Below are 16,637 nucleotides of genomic sequence, written 5' to 3'. Positions count from 1 at the left end.
AACCGTCTCAGAGACGTTTTCCACTGAACCGTTGTCTCGCTACCGCATTTCCAGCTTGATGGCTCCGTTCATCACACTGTTCTCACCTCGCACCACCCAGTTGGCTCCCGACAGGTACGCATTGGCCGCGTTGGCGTCTTCCACGGCGTTCCCGACCGGATCGTCGTTGGTCGCAAAGAAGCTGTACAACGCCTTGAGAATCCGGATGTAGATCGGCGCTCGCTGAAAGATCTTCCCGCCGGGGCCCGTAGCATCTTTGCCGCCGGTGTTGTCGCCGTAGACGAGGCGAATCGATTCGAAGAGCGCGTTGGCCCGGTTCTGGTCGATCTTGATCTGACAGGCCCCGTCGTCATCCTCCACCACGAAGACCCGGAGCGCTTGCCCCGGATGCTGGATCCGGTAGTTGTCCAGCTGGGCCTGACTCATCAGCATCACACTCCCGGACCACTCGGTGCTGTTTTGATCGAAGGCGTATGGCCCCCCCGCGTGCTCGCCGGCGCACTGATAGCTGGTGAGGGCATTCTCCGAACCCGCTTTGCCCAGGACGTGGACCTCGAACTCGGGCGCCCCCTTGAACCAGCCTTCAAAGGTGCCGACAAACTTGCTCCGGGTCATGAAGAGGCCCTGAGATCCGGCCGAGCCGCCGGCGCTGCCATCCCCTCCACCACCTCCGCCCCCGCCTCCGATGAGATCATCACAGGCTATCAGGCACGAGTTTGCCAGCGGACGATCGAAATCGAGCTCGGCGCGGCCGATCATCAGCACCGGGGTCTCGGGGGGCGTGGTCGGACTCAGGCGGTGCCGCCGTCCCGCCAGGTCGAAGGCAACCGGTGCATCGGTGTCGAGCTCGGCGGTGGCAACGAGCAGGTCCTCACCGCCGCTCCAGCGGGCCCGATGCTCAGGAACCGGAAAGTACACCTCGATGGCGGGCCCATCGGCAATGCGCTCGGTCAGGCCGAGCTCGTTCGAGGCCTGCGGCCCGGCCAGATGAGCGCGGGCCCCCGGTGCCCGGCTCAGGAAATGTTGCAGGCTGATCTTGCCTTCCGGCAGCGGTGAGCCGCGCAACTCCTGGAGCACGGTGCGGCGGAAGCCCGGATCGCGCATGGCGATCGCGACCTGCTCGGCAAGCCACTCGTGGCGCTCCCTGAGGCGAGTCAGCTCGGGCGGGTCGGTCCGCGGCACTACCGCTTGCTCCGCATTCGGCTGGGTCGGATGGACGGTCGGTCGGTCGCTGCAGGCGGCAAGGCCCAGGAGCAACGCGGCGGCGAGCCCGGTACGGCGGTACAGCATGGTTCCCCCTTGCTAGTGGTGACCGGCCCGCAGTCGGCGGGTCGGGATCACACACTAGGAAGGGGTGCGAACGAGGCGTGAAGCGAGAAAACGCAACATGGCGCGAAAGAGCGCCGTCAGACTTCCAGGGCTTCGAGGCGCTTGAGGCTGCGCTGCAGCGGAATGATGGTCGCCGCCGCACAGAGCAGAAATACCTTGCCGAGCACGAGCCAGAGTTCGGCCGGCAGCTCCTCCTGCACTTCGCCCATCTGATAGAGCTGCAGGTGCTCCGCCACCGGCCGGGCTTCGATGGCGATGATGCCGGCCAGCAGCAGAATGGACGTCATCATGAAGACCAGTCCGCCGAAACTGGTCGGAATCTGCGCCGCATTCTCGGTGTCGAACTGCGGATAGAGCACACCGAGCGAGAGAGCCAGGGCGCCGGCCGCCATGGTGAAACAGGCGATCGTGACGACCGACAGGAACATCATGAACGGCGAGGCCCGCAGGATTTCGTTGGTGACTACCGTGATGGTCAGCGCCACGACCAGGAGCGGCGCCGTGCCGACCCAGTATTTGCTCCAGAGCATGGCGCGCAGGTCCAGCGGACTCGACTTGAGCAGCCACAGCTGCCGACCTTCCAGCGAAACCGACGGAAAGATGAATCGCGCCGCAATCGCCGCCAGCACGAAGCCGGCGAGCCCCTGATTCAGAAAGACGACCAGGGTCACCAGGATGTACGGCACTTTTTCGCCGGTGTAGAGCGGCAGGGCGCGGATGTTGAAGACGTAGACGATCAGGAGGACGCCCAGCAGGATCAGCTGGCTCCACTGCGTCGTGTCACGGAAAAAGACGCGAAGGTCCTTCAGGACGAACTCACGCTTCGTGACCGGCAGGAAGCGGAGCAGGCGTGACGCAACCCGCTGCCAGGTCTGTCCGGCCGCATAGGTGTCGGCTCCCTCCTGCGCCTTCGAAAAGCCCTTGGGGTAGAGCCGGCTGTGCAGAGCCGCGCCCAGCACGATGAATGCACCCGCCGTGGTCCAGAGGAGGATCAGCGGCAGCGGATCGGCCACCCGGCCGAGCCAGTTCATGATGGCGTTGGCCGCCCATTCGCTGGGCATCAGCGGATGGCTGGGCGCCTGCAGCTCCGCCACGAAGTCGACCAGGTTCCGAAAGCCCTCCGGCCGCGAGAGCTGTTCCGGACGCAGGAAACGCAGCACCAACACCACGCCGCCGACCGCACCGATGGCAATCAGGGTCAGCAGGTCGCGCGCGCGCCGGGCCGGAAAGACGTTGACCAGGAGCAGGGTGATGGTCGACCCCACCACGGTCGGAAGCAGGAAATAGGGAATCAGCGCGCCAAGCGCAGCAATCGGAAAGAGCAGGCCGCCGTCATAGACCACACCGTACGCGGTCAGGATCGGCACCAGGAGGAGCGCGACCATCCAGGAAGAATGAATCAGCGTCTCGACCAGCTTGGCCAGATAGAGTCGGGCCCAGTCGACGGGCGCCGAGACGAGCATGTCGAGGTCTTTGGCCAGGAAGTAGGTCGAGAGGGCCGTGACGAGGTTCGACAGCAGCAGGATGGCGGAAAACGCCAGCAGCAGCATGCTGAGAATCTTGCCCGCGAGCAGACCGCCGATCTCGGGCGTCGTGCCAAGGTAGCGAAGCACCCGGTTGAACACCGCAAACGCGCCGGCCCAGAACCCGCCGCCGATGACGACCAGCAGCAGCACCCGCAGGAACGCATCGTTCCGGCCCTTGACCATCCGGGCTCTGACACTGCGCCATTTGGGCTCGAGGATCCGGATGACGCCGGCCCCGCGGTCAACCTTATCCGTCGAGGACTGCACTCAGCTCTCGCTCTCCCAAGCCGCCGGTGAGTTTGAGGAAGATGTCCTCCAGGCTCGCCGAGCCCGACGCGGTCTGCTCCCGGATCTCGGCCATGGTGCCCGCGGCCGCGATCTTGCCGCCAAAGACGATGCCGATCCGGTCGCACATGACTTCGGCGATCTCGAGCGTGTGGGTGCTCATCAGGACGGTGCCGCCGCGCCCGACAAAACCGCGGAACAACTCCTTGAGGAGCCGCGCGCTCTTGGGGTCGAGGCCAACCATCGGCTCGTCGACCACGATCACATCGGGACGGTGAACCATGGCGCTCGAGATGATCAGCTTCTGGCGCATACCGTGGCTGTAGGACTCGGTCAGTTCGTGCTTCCACGGCGCCAGTTCGAACAGTTCGAGCAGCTCGTCGACCCGCCGCTCGATTTCCGGCCCGGACTGCCCGTACAGTCCCGCCACGAAGCGGAGGAACTCCGCGCCCGTGAGCTTGTCGTAGACGAAGGGACGGTCCGGGATGAACCCGAGGCGCTGCTTGGCCTGCATCGGCTGGCTGACGATGTCATAGCCGGCAACGGTCACCGATCCGGACGTTGGCCGAAGAATCCCGGCAATCATCCGCATGGTCGTCGTCTTGCCGGCGCCGTTCGGACCCAGCAGGCCGTACAATGTCCCGGGCGGGATCTCGAGCGAGATCCCATCGACCGCGGTGAACTTGCCGTACCGCTTCGTCAGATTGGTAAGCTGAATCATGGTTGAGCATCCGACAGAATCGGTTCGATGACGGCGCCACCGACCAGTGGCACCAGGTCGATGGCGCGACCATACCCGCCGGAGACGATGCGCAGCAAGGACGCCGACGCCGGGAACTGCCCGAACGTCGGATCCACGGCCACCCAGGCGTCATCCAGCCGGATCTCGGCCCAGGTGTGCCCATACGTGGTACCGCCGACGACGGCGACCCCCCCCACGACTCGCGCAGTCAATCCGCGCGCCCGCGCCAGGTCGACAAACAGCGTTGCCATGCCCTCCGCCCCGGCGCGCCGCTCGGCGAGGACGCGCTCCGCAGACTTGGCCGCGGCGAGCGACGGGTCAGGCCGAACTTCTCGATGGACCCATTGGGCCAGCGCCTGGACCACGGCGCGGCCGCGCGCCTCGGGGGCGATCGTGGCAGCCCGTGCCGCAACGCTCGACGCCACCGGAGCGAGCTGGGCTGCAGGGTCGAGGAAGCCGCGCCGAACCGAGTCAGCGCCGTTACCGTGCCGACCGATGTCGACGCGATCTCCGTCCGAGGTCTGGCGGCCGCCGGTGAGCCACGTAGTCTGCGGCGCCCCGGCCGTGCCGACGGTCCGAACCCGGTACTCGGCGCTGTCGGAGCGCGGCAGGCGGAGGCCCGCTTCCAGCAAGCTTCGCATGGCGGCGACCCGAGCGCGGTCGGCGAGGTTCCGGGCCAGCTCCGCACGGTAGTTGATGTTGACCAGTTCGAAGGCCGATCGGGTCAGGTGGACACCCAGGGGCGCCTGGCTCGCCACCAGGTTGCCGTTGGCGTCGACCCAGAGCACCTCCGGAGTGCCGCTCCCGGTATGTTCGAGGCGCCACGCGGCCACGGTATCGAGCCGCGCCGGTTGCCAGAGTCGGGTGCTCCGGGATTCGACCGCGCTGTCGGCAAAGACGAACAGCGACTCTGCCGTCGCTGCGATGTCGAGCCGACTGACGGTGCCGGTGGTCAGGTCGAGCAGGTTGGTGGTGCCAGACTGGCCGACCCTGAGACGCCTCGCAAAGGCCAGGCGATAGGGCAGCGTCTCGGGCAGGGCGACGTCGCCGGAGACCCGAAGCGCCCATTCGCTCGAAGGGCCGTCGCGACCGTCCCGCTGCGCCAGGCGGAGCAGGGAATCGCCCTCGATCGTACCGCGAAGTTCGTCGAACTGGCCCCCGCCGGTGACGGTGCGGACGAAACTGATGAGACGCAAACTGCGCGACAGCAGGATGTCGGTGCGGCGGGTCATTCGCCGAATCGAATCGCCCTCGGCAGGCACGTCGAGCGCCATGACCTGGGAAATCCGGAATCCGGTTACGGCCGTATCGATGGTGATACTGGCGTAGCCGACCTGGACGTCGCCGGCCTTGACGGTATAGAAGAACGCGTCGGGGTTGAGCCTAACGGTGGCCTCCGCGATGGTCTCCGCCTCGGTCTTGCCGAACTCGCGGCGAGCCAGCCAGGCCAGCGCGGCAGCCCAGGCGAGCAACATCACTTGTGCCGCGGTACGGCGGGTAAACGCGCCGAGCTTCACAGTCCTGCCACTTCGCGCGCTTTGCGGTGCATCGTCATCGCAATCTCCTGCTGGCCGAGCCGATCGTGGAGTCGGCCGAGCAGCGTATATCCTCGCGGGTCGCCTGGCAGAACCTCGACCGCCCAGTGCAGCAGGGTCTCAGCCTCGGCAAGACTGCCGCTGGTCAGGAGTGCTTCCGCGAGGTATAAAGCGCACTCCGGGTCTTGAGGTGCCAGAGAACGGGCTTCCCGAAGCACCGCAACCGCCTCGACCACTCCACCGAGCCGCAGCCGGATGGCGCCAAGGTAACGATAAGCAGGCCAATAGCTTGCGTCCTTCCGAATCGCTTCTCGGAAGTCGGCTTCCGCAGCCTGCGGTCGTCCTGATTGTGCATAGAGTGCGCCACGCCGGACCAGGATTGGCGCCGCGTTACGGGTCAGTTCGAGCAGGTGGCCAAGCTGCTCCAGCGCCGAGTCGACTTCACCGGCGTCTGCCAGGAGTTCGGCCAGGACCAGGCGGGGTTCGACGGCGTTCGGATGGGCAGCCAGGAACTGGTCGAGTGAGGCGATCGCATCGAGACGCCGACCCCGGCGGTTGAGGTCGCGAGCGCGCTCGACCGTCCGGTCCGGGAGCGGCGCGTCCGGGTCGCTGATCGTCGGGAGTCGCTGCTCAGGCATGTCCCGCCCGAAGGGGCGGAAGGCTGCGATGCCATCGGCCCCGGCGACCGGGAGATCGCCCTCCAGACTCGACGGCTCGAAGCCCTCGAGGAGACCGGGGTCCGCCTCGCCGGCGCGGGAATTGTGGAGCCGTCCCATCGCTTACTCCGCGGCGTGCGTCAGGGGCGGAGCAGAGGCAAAGAAGTCCCGATAGAAGCCATTCTGGTACTGCTCGACCAGGGACTCGACCCGGTCGTATCGGGCCGCCGCCACGATCAGTCCGGCATGGTGTCGCTTGGTCAGCCGCCAGGTGATCTCGGGAGCGTCGTAGCTCGACAGGTCGGGCCATTCCTGCCTGGCAAGCGAAAGGATCAGCCCGGCGTAATGCTTCTTGAACGGCATCACGAGATAGGGCTCGTTCGCTTCACGGCACTCGAGCTTGGCCCATTCGCTCCAGAGGTTGAGGCCGGTGGCCGCCTCGATCATATCGACGATGTGCGCACCGCCGACCCGGGCCGACGTTTCCAGAAAGAAGAAGCGCCCGTCAGGATGCCGGATGAACTCGGTATGCGATACCCCCTGCTTCAAGCCCAACGCCTTGAGCAGTTGCTGATTGAAGGTCAGGAGCGCCCGCTCCTCGCGACTCCGGCGCCGCAGGGTGCGCGACGAGAACACACGGCCTTCATGAGCAGCTTCCAACGGAGGCGTGCCGTACTCGCTTGCCAGCGCGAAGCGGACTCGATGATCGGCCACGATCGAGTCGACATGGAAGACGCCGCCCGGGATGAACTGCTCCAGCACGTAGAAGGATTGCTCGTCGCCGAGGCTGTCGAGCACCGGCCAGAGTTCTTCGGCAGAGCTGAGCTTCCGGATTCCGATGGCCGCCGCCATGAATCGCGGCTTGAGCACATAGGGGCCGGCGTGGGTCTGGAGAAAGGTCTTGATGTCGTCGTAGTTGATCACCGGCACAAACGGCGGAATTGCCAGGCCGGCGCTGCTCGCCTTGGCGCGCATAGCCAGCTTGTCGCGAAAGTACCGCGCCGTGGTATCGCCCATTCCCGGCACCCGCAGATGCTCGCGCAGAGCGGCGGCCTTCTCGACATCGAAGTCGTCGAGGGCCACGATCCGGTCGATCTTGACCGTGCGTGCCAGCCAGCTGACCGCCTTGATCGCGTCGTTCATGTCCCAGCGGTTGTCGACGTCAGGCATGTAGTAGGTGTCGTCGAGCGATTCCCGGGGCCAGTCGGCGCCCTCCAGGCTCTTGGAGGTCAGCAGCAGGACTCGGGCGCCCAGGCGCTTGGCGGCGATCATGAACGCATCGCCTTTGCGATAGCTGGCCAGACAGAGAACGGTGAGAGGACGATGCATGGGCGCTCCGAGGGGAGACACGGCGAGATACCTGCGCGAACCTTAGTCGGATTCTTTGGTCCGTCAACGCGCCGGCGCTGCGATTCGCCGTCGGTACTCCCGGCCCCTTTGCCCTCTGTGGAGGGCAGGATTGAAGGGCGGATGGTTTCGGGCTATGTTCAGGGGCTATGGCGCAAGAATACCTTCGGGTCCGCGGTGCACGCGAACACAATCTCAAGAACATCTCGGTTTCGATTCCCCGCAATCAACTGACGGTCATTACCGGCCTATCCGGATCCGGCAAGTCGTCGCTGGCGTTCGATACCATCTACGCCGAAGGGCAGCGGCGATATGTCGAGTCGCTCTCGGCCTACGCGCGCCAGTTTCTCGGCCTGATGGAAAAGCCCGACGTCGACGCCATCGAGGGCCTCTCACCGGCCATTTCAATCGAGCAGAAGTCGACCGGCAACAATCCTCGATCGACCGTGGGCACCGTCACCGAGATCTACGACTACATGCGGCTCCTCTGGGCCCGTGCCGGCGTGCCGCATTGTCCCAATGACGGGTCGCCGGTTACCCGGTCGAGCGCCAGCCAGATTACCGAGGCGGTCCTCGCCTGGCCGGAAGGCACCCGGGTCGAGGTCCTGGGGCCGATCGTCCGAGGCCGGAAGGGCGAGTTCCGCGAACTCTTCGACGACCTGGCCAAGCGCGGTTTTGTTCGGGTTCGGGTCGATGGCATCGTGTACGAGCTGGGCGCCGTGCCCAAGCTCAACCGCCGTCAGAATCACGACGTGGCGGTCGTGGTCGACCGGCTGGTTGTCCGAGAGCAGGATCGGAGCCGGTTGGCCGACTCGGTCGAAACCGCCCTCAAGGCGGCTGACGGTACGGTCGAGTTCGTACGCTACGACCGGGGCGCCGCGGACGGCGAGTCGATTCTCTTCTCCGAGCGGTTTGCCTGTCCCAAGTGCGGTCTCTCGATGCCGGAACTCGAGCCGCGCCAGTTCTCCTTCAACTCGCCCTATGGCGTCTGCCCCGACTGCCATGGACTCGGCACCCGGCGCGAAGCGGTCGCCGAGTTGGTGCTGGGCGATCCCTCGATCTCGATTCTCGAAGGAGTCGTGTTGCCGTGGGGCGAGCCGAGTGGCTACCTGCGCAAGTCGATCCTGCCGACCCTGGCCAAGGCCTTCAAGTTCGAGCTGCAGAGCCCCTGGAAAGCGCTGCCGGCGGCCGCCAAGGACATGCTGCTGCATGGTGTCTCGAACAAGACCTTCAAGTTCAAGATGGACGGCGGGAAGTTCAAAGGCGAGTACGAGACCGGTTGGGAAGGTATCCTCAAGAACGTCGAGCGGCGCTTCTACGAAACCGGAAGTGACACCGTCCGGCAGCAGCTGGGCGACTTCATGGTGGAGATGCCCTGCCGCACCTGTCAGGGGCGCCGCCTCAAGCCGGAAAGCCTGGCTGTGCTGCTGCATGGCAAGAGCATCGGCGAGGTCGTCGACTACGCGGTCGATGACGCCCTGGCGTTCTTCGACGGCATTCCGATCGTCCGAGGTCGGGCCGGCGCCATCGATCCGGAGGTCGGCGCGCCGATCCTCAAGGAAATTCACGACCGGCTGTCCTTCCTCCGGGACGTCGGCCTCGAGTACCTCACGCTTGGCCGCGGGGCGGGGAGCCTCTCGGGCGGCGAAGCGCAGCGGATCCGGCTCGCCACCCAGATCGGATCGCGCCTGGTTGGCGTGCTGTACATCCTCGACGAGCCGAGCATTGGGCTACATCAGCGCGATAACGACCGACTCCTCAACACGCTGCGAGAGTTGCGCGACCTCGGCAACACGGTGCTGGTGGTCGAGCACGACGAGGACACCATCCGGGCCGCCGACTATGTCGTCGATCTCGGTCCGCGGGCCGGGCGTTTCGGCGGCGAGGTCGTGGTGGCGGGCAACGTCGAGGATGTGGAGCAGCACCCCGACTCGCTGACGGGCCGCTACCTGCGCGGCGAATTGCGGATTCCGGTGCCCGCCACTCGCAGGCCGGTGAGCGCGTCGCGCAAGCTGCGGATTGTCGGAGCCCGGGCCAACAACCTCAAGAACCTCACCGTCGAAGTTCCGCTCGGGGTCTTTGCCGCCGTCACTGGCGTCTCGGGGTCGGGCAAGTCGACCCTGGTCACGGACATCCTTTACCAGTCGCTGGCGCGGCATTTCTATCGTGCCAAAGTGGTGCCCGGAGCGCACAAGACCATCGAAGGCCTGCAGCATCTCGACAAAGTCATCGACATCGACCAGAGTCCGATCGGACGCACTCCGCGGTCCAATCCGGCGACCTATACGGGCTTGTTTACTCCGATCCGGGAGCTCTTTGCGCAGCTGCCAGAGGCCAAGATCCGTGGCTACGGGCCGGGTCGCTTCTCCTTCAACGTCAAGGGCGGCCGCTGCGAGTCCTGCGAAGGTGACGGGCTCGTCAAGATCGAAATGCATTTCCTGCCCGACGTGTATGTCGCCTGCGAAGTCTGCAAGGGGCGGCGGTACAATCGGGAAACCCTGGAAGTGCGGTACCGGGGCAGGAGCATTGCGGACGTCCTCGAACTCACGGTGGCCGACGGTCTCGATTTTTTCAACGCCCAGGGACGAATCCGCGACAAGCTCGAGCTGCTCAACGATGTCGGCCTCGGCTATCTGCACCTGGGCCAGTCGGCCACGACCTTGTCCGGCGGCGAAGCGCAGCGGGTCAAACTCGCCACCGAGCTTTCCAAACGCGACACCGGGCGCACTTTGTACATCCTGGACGAGCCGACGACCGGACTGCATTTCGAAGACGTTCGCTTGCTGCTCGACGTGCTGCACCGCCTAGTCGACAAAGGCAACAGCGTGCTCGTCATCGAACACAACCTCGATGTGATCAAGACGGCGGACTGGATCGTCGACATGGGCCCCGAAGGCGGGGCAAAGGGCGGGCGGGTGGTGGCGGCGGGAACGCCGGAGGCCGTGGCGGAGGTCGCAGGGAGTCACACCGGACACTTCTTGCGCCGCCTCGTCACTGCAAGCTAGGCTTGGACGGTAGCGGGACTGGTCCCGGCCGAACCGTGAGGTCCTTGTGGATAGACGACTGCTCCTGACGTTGCTGCTGCTGGCGCCCACCCAGACCTCGGCGCAGCAGGCCGACCGGGCCGATCCCTCCCGCGTAACGGTGCAGCGGATCTACGGCAGCGCCGATTTCCAGCCCGAGCGGTTCGGCCCGACCCGGTGGCTCGGCGATGGGTCTTCCTACACCACGCTCGAAGCCAGCCCGGCCGGCGGGCGTGACATCGTCCGCTACGATACGGAGACCGGCGCTCGCGACATGCTGATACCGGCGTCGCGTCTGATTCCCCCGGGCGCCAGTGCGCCGCTGGCCATCGACGACTATCACTGGGGGCCGGGCCAGCGAAAGCTGCTCGTCTACACCAACTCGAAGCAGGTCTGGCGTCTCAACACCCGCGGAGACTACTGGGTGCTCGACCGGGCCTCCGGTCGGCTCAGCAAGCTGGGTGGCAATGCGGAGCCATCGACACTGATGTACGCCAAGTTCGATCCCGCCGGCGAGCGGGTCGGCTACGTCCGCAACAACAATATCTATGTCGAAGACCTGGCCACCGGAGCGATTACCCAGCTGACCCATGATGGCACCCGGACGGTCATCAACGGCAACTTCGACTGGGTCTACGAGGAGGAGCTGTCGCTGCACGACGGCTGGCGCTGGAGCCCCGACGGCACCCGGATTGCCTACTGGCAGCTCGAGGCCGATCGGGTCCGTGACTTCCTGATGTACCGGACCACCGATTCTCTCTACTCCTCCATGGTTCCGGTGCAGTACCCCAAGGCGGGCGAGGACAACTCGGCGGTCCGGATCGGCGTGGTGCTGGCAACCGGGGGAGCAACCCGCTGGCTCAGCATAGAGGGCGACCCGCGCAACATCTATCTGGCCCGGATGGAATGGGCCGCCTCGAGCGATGAACTCGTGGTGCAGCGGCTCAACCGGTTGCAGAACCGGCTCGACCTGCTGCTGGCCGATGCCCGGACGGGCGCGGTGCGCACCATCCTGACCGAACAGGACTCGGCCTGGGTCGAAGTGGTGGATGATTTGGTTTGGCTCGATGGCGGCAAGTCGTTCACCTGGGTCAGCGAGCGGGACGGCTGGACCAAGGCGTACGTCGTGTCGCGCGATGGACGCCAGGTGCGCGCCATCACGCCTGGAGCCTATGACGTGATCGGGATCCGAGCGATCGATGAGCGCGGCGGGTGGCTCTATTTCATCGCCTCACCGGACAACCCGACACAGCGCTACCTCTACCGGACCCGCCTCGACGGCAAGGGCAAGCTCGAGCGGGTCTCGCCAGCCGGGCAGCAGGGAACCCACGGCTATAACCTCTCTCCCGATGCGCGCTGGGCCATCCACACCTATTCGAAGTTCGGCACGCCGCCCGTCATGGCGCTGGTGCGCCTGCCGGAGCATCGGACCGTTCGCACGGTGGTGACCAACAGCCGGCTTGCCGCGCAGGTCGACGCCTTGAGGCGGGGGCAAGCCAGCTTCGAGCGGATCAGCATCGGCGGCGGGGTCGAACTGGATGCCTGGGTCATGCGACCGCCGGGCTTCGATTCGACCCAGCGCTACCCGGTCCTCTTTTCGATCTATGGCGGGCCCGGTTCACAAACCGTGCTCGACAGTTGGGGTGGCACCAACTATCTCTGGCACCTGAGTCTGACCCAGCGGGGTGTGGTGGTCGCGAGCGTCGACAATCGGGGCAGCGGAGCCCGCGGCCGGGACTGGCGCAAGATCATCTACGGTCGGTTGGGCGTCATCGAGACGCAGGACCAGGCGGCCGCGGCGCGGGCCTTTGCACGGAAACCGTGGGTCGATCCGACGCGGATGGGAATCTACGGTTGGAGCTACGGCGGGTTCATGAGCCTGAATGGCCTGTTTCAGGCTCCCGACGTGTATTCCACGGCGGTATCGGTGGCGCCGGTTACCCATTGGAAATACTACGACACCATCTACACTGAGCGATACAACGGACTGCCCCAGGAGAACGCGGCCGGGTATGATCAGGGCTCGCCGCTGTCGTACGTCGACGGGATGAAGGGCAATCTCCTGCTGGTTCACGGCACCGGCGACGACAACGTCCACTACCAGAACACTGAGGCGCTGATCGACGCCCTGGTGGCGGCCAATAAGCAGTTTCGGCTGATGTCCTATCCCAACCGGAACCATTCCATCTCCGGCGGCACCACCTCGGTGCATCTGCGGACGATGATTTCCGAGTATCTGGTCGAGAAACTGACGCCGTCGGAGCCGCCCCCCAGCCGGCCGTGAGACTGGGGGCCGGATTCGTCCGGTCAACGTGAAACATTCTGCAACGTCGGGTCGTAAGCAGGACAATCGTCCCGATGTGAGGGCTGCGAAAGCGATGGCCAACCCGGATATCGTCATCCCGGTTTTTGGAATGATCACCGGTATCTTGACGACCGGGTTTCTGGCTTGGGGCTTGGTCAGGGTCTTTCAGGGGCCGGTAGGACAGGCCATGGCCCGGCGGATCCAGGGACGCGGCGGCAATGCGCCCGAGCCGGAGCTGCTCCACGAGCTCGATGATCTGCGGCTTCAGGTCGATCAGATGCAGCAGCGGCTGACTGAGGCCGAGGAACGCCTCGACTTTAGCGAGCGATTGCTGGCGCAGCGGTCCTCGGCAGAGGGCGGACGATCCTGAAGTACGCAGGTCGCAGGGTTCACGAAGGTGGGAGGAACGATGGAAGGCGTACTGGCAATTCTGCTCATCTTTGGCGGCGGTACGCTCGGCGTGCTGGCGTACAGCCCGATCGGGAAGGCCGTTGCGGCAAGGATTCGCGGGGACCAGTCGCCGCCGGAAACCGACCCGGCCGTCCTGGAAGAACTCGATCGGGTCCGGCACGAATTGGCGGAGCTGGCGGAGCGGGTAGATTTCGCGGAGCGGTTGCTGGCCAATCGTGACGAGGCGGCCCGCCCGCAGATTCCGGAGGCGCGCTGATGAGACAGGTCGTGGTCCAGGTTCCCGAGCCTCCCCAGATACCATTGCCGCCCGGCTTTCACGACGGCCCGCCCGAAATAGTCTTCATCGCGGGCGTCATGGTCGTTGCCATTATCGTTGCGGGCATCGTGTTCGGGCCGTTACTCAGGGCCTATGCCCGTCGGATCGACGGGAAGAGCGGTGATGCGCAGCTTGCTGCTGAAGTCGACCACCTGCGAGCCCGGGTTGCCGAACTCGAGCTGGTTCAGGATCGCGTCGCCGAGCTCGAGGAGCGGGTCGACTTTTCGGAGCGGCTGCTGGCTCAGGGTCGCGAGTCGCAGTCTGTCGGCCGGAATCAGGGTTGAGATGTCCTGGTTTCGCAAGAACTTCGGGATGGACGCCATCGACTTCACCATTCATGTGGTGATGACGGGCATGGTGGCCGCCTTTGTAGCCGAAACGGTCCGCGGGCCGATGGACGACGCCATGGTTGCAGCCGTCTTTGGCGGATCGCTGCTGGTCTTCTCGTGGCGCCGGACCCGCGGCCTTGCCAGGCTGGCTCAGACCCCCGAAGGGCTTACCACCGGGCAGATGGCCGCCGCTCGGCTGGAGGAGCTGGAGCAGCGGGTTGCCGATCTCGAAGCGGCGGAAACTCGGGTCCTCGAATTGGAAGAGCGGCTCGACTTTACCGAGCGGCTCCTGGCGCGGACCGCCGACCAGGCGGCGTTGCTGCCGCAGAGGAGCGAGCGCCGCGAGTAGGAAGCGGCTGACCGGCCAACGGCAGTAGATTTGCAGACCCGACCCGAAACGAAGGAGCTCTGCGCATGGTTACGAAGGAGGATCTGCAGACGTTTCTCGACCGGCTGGAAGGTGGCTCGGTCGAGGTGCGTGAGGTCGAACCCGGGCTGTGGCTGGTCCGATCGCAACACGGGTCGGAGGTGGTGGTGACCTACTCGCCGCCGGTCGTGATCCTTCGACTCCGGGTCATGGAAGAGCCGGCAGAGTCCGACCGCCGGACCGGCCTGTTCCGGCAGTTGCTCGAGCTGAATGCCAGCGATCTGGTGCGTGGGTCGTATGGGATCGAGGGAGATCACGTCGTCCTGACCGATGTGCTCGACCTCGAGCACCTCGACTTTTCGGAGTTCGAGTCGAGCTTCGACTCGCTGACGTTGGCCCTGTCATCGCATCTGAGCGCTCTGGCGCCGTACCGCGAAAGGTAAGCCGCGAATGGGTATCTTCGAACGTTTTTCGACCATGCTGCGGTCGAACATCAACGACCTCATCAGTCGGGCTGAGAATCCCGAGAAGATGTTGAATCAGTTGATTCTCGACATGAAAACGCAGTTGGCCAAAGCCAAGCAGGAAGCAGCGGGTGCCATCGCGGACGAGAAGAAGCTGCAGGCCGACGCCGAGGCGCTCAAGAAGCAGGCGGAGGACTGGGAGCGTCGCGCCATGCTGGCGGTTCAAGAGGGTCGTGACGACCTCGCCAAGCAGGCGCTGATGCGCTACAACGAAGCCCTGCAGGGTGCGCAGCAATTGCACGAGACCTGGGTCAAGCATCGGGCCGATACCGAAAACCTGAAGCTCCAGCTTCGCCAGCTTCACGACAAGATCGAGGAAGCCAAGCGGAAGAAGAACATCCTGGTGGCCCGGGCCAAGCGTGCCGAGGCGCAGCAGCGGATTCAGCAGACCATGTCCGGCATGTCGGACAAGAGCGCCTTCGAGTCCTTCGATCGGATGACCGAAAAAATCGAGTCGATCGAACGTAAGGCGCTTGCGGCCGCCGAACTGCAACAGGAGTTCGAGGGCGACGACCTGACCCAGCAGTTCAAGCAGCTCGAGTACCACGGGTCCTCCGACCAGCAGCTGATCGAACTCAAGGCCAAAATGGGACTGCTCAAGGGCGGGTCCGATGAGGCCAAGAAGCTCGGTCGGGGCGAGGCGGTCGTCGACGATCCGGAAGTGCTCGAGGACGATGGCCGGTAACGGCCGTCGTCAACCTCATGAGGGCCATTTGGCCCTATTCGAGGGCCGGCGGCGGTTGCTGCCTTGACCATCTCTCTTTATCGAATACAGTTCTGTATACCAATGAGGTCCGAGCCGGAGATTCCGGCTCGGCAGACCTCGTTCTAAACCTGTGACCCATATATGGATACCCCCCGCTACCTGATCATTGCTGACGGCAACTTCCACCCCCTCGAATCCAAGACCGCGAACTCTGTGATCCGGTATCACCCCTCTCGGGTGGTTGCCGTGCTGGATCGGCGGACTGCGGGGAAAACCGTTCAGGATGTGTTGGGGTTCGGTGGTGCCACGCCGATCGTCGCCTCGATCGAAGAGGGCCTGGCCTTCAAGCCGACGGCGGTGATGATCGGGATTGCCCCGGCGGGCGGGCGGTTGCCGGATGAGTGGAAGGGCTGGCTGATCAAGTCGCTCGATGCAGGTGCCGATCTCGTCAGCGGCCTCCACACCTTCCTGTCCGATGACCCGGATCTCTCGGCGCAGGCCGCGCGGCTGGGTCGGTCGATCTACGACGCCCGGAAGGCGCCGGCAAACCTGCCGATCGCAGCCGGCGAGGCTCGGCTGGTCGATCCTTTCGTCGTGCTGACCGTCGGAACCGACTGCAATGTCGGCAAGATGACAGCGCAGCTGCAACTGGTCGACGGCCTCAAGGCGCGGGGGCTGCGCACCCGGTTCGTTGCCACCGGCCAGACCGGCATCTTCATCGAGGGATGGGGCACTGCGGTCGACGCCGTAGTCGCCGACTTCATTGCGGGTGCGGCCGAGGATCTCGTGCTCCGGGGTGCCAAGGACGCAGATATCGTTCTGGTCGAGGGCCAGGGCAGTATCAATCACCCCGGCTACTCGGGCGTGACGCTCGGTCTGCTGCACGGGTCCTGCCCCGATGCCATGATTCTCTGCCATCAGGCCACCCGGTTGCACATCGGCGAGTACCGGACGACTCCCTGGCTCAAGATCCCGCCGCTGTCGCGGTACGTCGAGCTCTACGAGATGCTCGGCTCGGCAGTACACCCGACCAAGGTGGTGGGCATCTGCCTCAATACCTACGACCTCAATGAAGCGGACGCGCGGAAGGCCTGCCAGGCCGCCAGCGACGAGACCGGTCTGCCAGCGACCGATCCGGTCCGATTCGATCCGGCGCCGTTGCTCAATGCGCTGGTGCGTGAGCGGGAGAACTACCTGGAACGTCGCGCGCGCTGATCTGTTCTGCTTGCGATGACA

General features: G+C 65.1%; 15 protein-coding genes. 9 read left to right on the top strand and 6 right to left on the bottom strand.

What is annotated here, in order from left to right; translation table 11 throughout:
- Nucleotides 1-39 precede the first annotated feature (39 nt).
- The 6 genes from KF785_14205 to KF785_14180 all read right to left on the bottom strand — a co-directional run bounded on the left by KF785_14205 (nucleotide 40) and on the right by KF785_14180 (nucleotide 7,402).
- The gene (locus KF785_14205; protein MBX3147913.1) at nucleotides 40-1,290 is read right to left on the bottom strand and encodes a hypothetical protein; all 1,251 of its coding nucleotides are present in this window, start codon (nucleotides 1,288-1,290) and stop codon (nucleotides 40-42) included.
- A 116-nt stretch (nucleotides 1,291-1,406) separates the two neighbouring features.
- On the bottom strand, nucleotides 1,407-3,122 hold the full coding sequence (locus tag KF785_14200) for a hypothetical protein (GenBank protein ID MBX3147912.1): 1,716 nt from the start codon (nucleotides 3,120-3,122) through the stop codon (nucleotides 1,407-1,409).
- Entirely contained in the window at nucleotides 3,103-3,861 is a 759-nt protein-coding gene (locus KF785_14195) for an ABC transporter ATP-binding protein (protein MBX3147911.1), read from the bottom strand. The genes KF785_14200 and KF785_14195 overlap by 20 nt, the downstream gene beginning before the upstream one ends.
- The gene (locus tag KF785_14190) at nucleotides 3,858-5,399 is read right to left on the bottom strand and encodes a transglutaminase domain-containing protein (protein ID MBX3147910.1); all 1,542 of its coding nucleotides are present in this window, start codon (nucleotides 5,397-5,399) and stop codon (nucleotides 3,858-3,860) included. Before KF785_14190 ends, KF785_14195 begins: the two co-directional genes overlap by 4 nt.
- On the bottom strand, nucleotides 5,396-6,193 hold the full coding sequence (locus KF785_14185) for a tetratricopeptide repeat protein (protein ID MBX3147909.1): 798 nt from the start codon (nucleotides 6,191-6,193) through the stop codon (nucleotides 5,396-5,398). The genes KF785_14190 and KF785_14185 overlap by 4 nt, the downstream gene beginning before the upstream one ends.
- Before the next feature lie 3 nt (nucleotides 6,194-6,196).
- Complete coding sequence (locus KF785_14180; GenBank protein MBX3147908.1) at nucleotides 6,197-7,402, bottom strand: hypothetical protein; 1,206 nt, start codon at nucleotides 7,400-7,402, stop codon at nucleotides 6,197-6,199.
- Nucleotides 7,403-7,569: 167 nt separating this feature from the next.
- Between KF785_14180 and uvrA the strand changes: the two genes are divergently transcribed.
- From uvrA to KF785_14135, 9 genes are all read left to right on the top strand, one after another.
- Nucleotides 7,570-10,425, top strand: a complete 2,856-nt coding sequence (uvrA, locus tag KF785_14175) for an excinuclease ABC subunit UvrA (GenBank protein ID MBX3147907.1) — start codon at nucleotides 7,570-7,572, stop codon at nucleotides 10,423-10,425.
- Between the two features lie 46 nt (nucleotides 10,426-10,471).
- Nucleotides 10,472-12,727 carry a S9 family peptidase gene (locus KF785_14170; GenBank protein MBX3147906.1) on the top strand — a complete coding sequence of 752 codons (2,256 nt, stop codon included), beginning with the start codon at nucleotides 10,472-10,474 and terminating at the stop codon, nucleotides 12,725-12,727.
- A 130-nt stretch (nucleotides 12,728-12,857) separates the two neighbouring features.
- The gene (locus KF785_14165) at nucleotides 12,858-13,118 is read left to right on the top strand and encodes a hypothetical protein (GenBank protein MBX3147905.1); all 261 of its coding nucleotides are present in this window, start codon (nucleotides 12,858-12,860) and stop codon (nucleotides 13,116-13,118) included.
- A 39-nt stretch (nucleotides 13,119-13,157) separates the two neighbouring features.
- Complete coding sequence (locus KF785_14160; protein ID MBX3147904.1) at nucleotides 13,158-13,415, top strand: hypothetical protein; 258 nt, start codon at nucleotides 13,158-13,160, stop codon at nucleotides 13,413-13,415.
- Nucleotides 13,415-13,759 (top strand): hypothetical protein, encoded by a 345-nt coding sequence (locus tag KF785_14155; protein MBX3147903.1) that lies wholly within the window; start codon nucleotides 13,415-13,417, stop codon nucleotides 13,757-13,759. The genes KF785_14160 and KF785_14155 overlap by 1 nt, the downstream gene beginning before the upstream one ends.
- Nucleotide 13,760: 1 nt before the next feature.
- The gene (locus KF785_14150; GenBank protein ID MBX3147902.1) at nucleotides 13,761-14,153 is read left to right on the top strand and encodes a hypothetical protein; all 393 of its coding nucleotides are present in this window, start codon (nucleotides 13,761-13,763) and stop codon (nucleotides 14,151-14,153) included.
- A gap of 65 nt (nucleotides 14,154-14,218) precedes the next feature.
- Nucleotides 14,219-14,614, top strand: coding sequence for a hypothetical protein (locus KF785_14145; GenBank protein ID MBX3147901.1), 396 nt, complete (start codon nucleotides 14,219-14,221; stop codon nucleotides 14,612-14,614).
- A 7-nt stretch (nucleotides 14,615-14,621) separates the two neighbouring features.
- Nucleotides 14,622-15,380, top strand: coding sequence for a PspA/IM30 family protein (locus tag KF785_14140; protein ID MBX3147900.1), 759 nt, complete (start codon nucleotides 14,622-14,624; stop codon nucleotides 15,378-15,380).
- A 162-nt stretch (nucleotides 15,381-15,542) separates the two neighbouring features.
- Nucleotides 15,543-16,616 carry a DUF1611 domain-containing protein gene (locus tag KF785_14135; protein ID MBX3147899.1) on the top strand — a complete coding sequence of 358 codons (1,074 nt, stop codon included), beginning with the start codon at nucleotides 15,543-15,545 and terminating at the stop codon, nucleotides 16,614-16,616.
- Nucleotides 16,617-16,637: the final 21 nt, after the last annotated feature.

It is taken from the genome of Gemmatimonadales bacterium, from assembly GCA_019637315.1.
Taxonomy (GTDB): domain Bacteria; phylum Gemmatimonadota; class Gemmatimonadetes; order Gemmatimonadales; family GWC2-71-9; genus SHZU01.
Note: the sequence above shows the minus strand (reverse complement) of the source record. Positions and strands in the feature narration are given on the sequence as shown.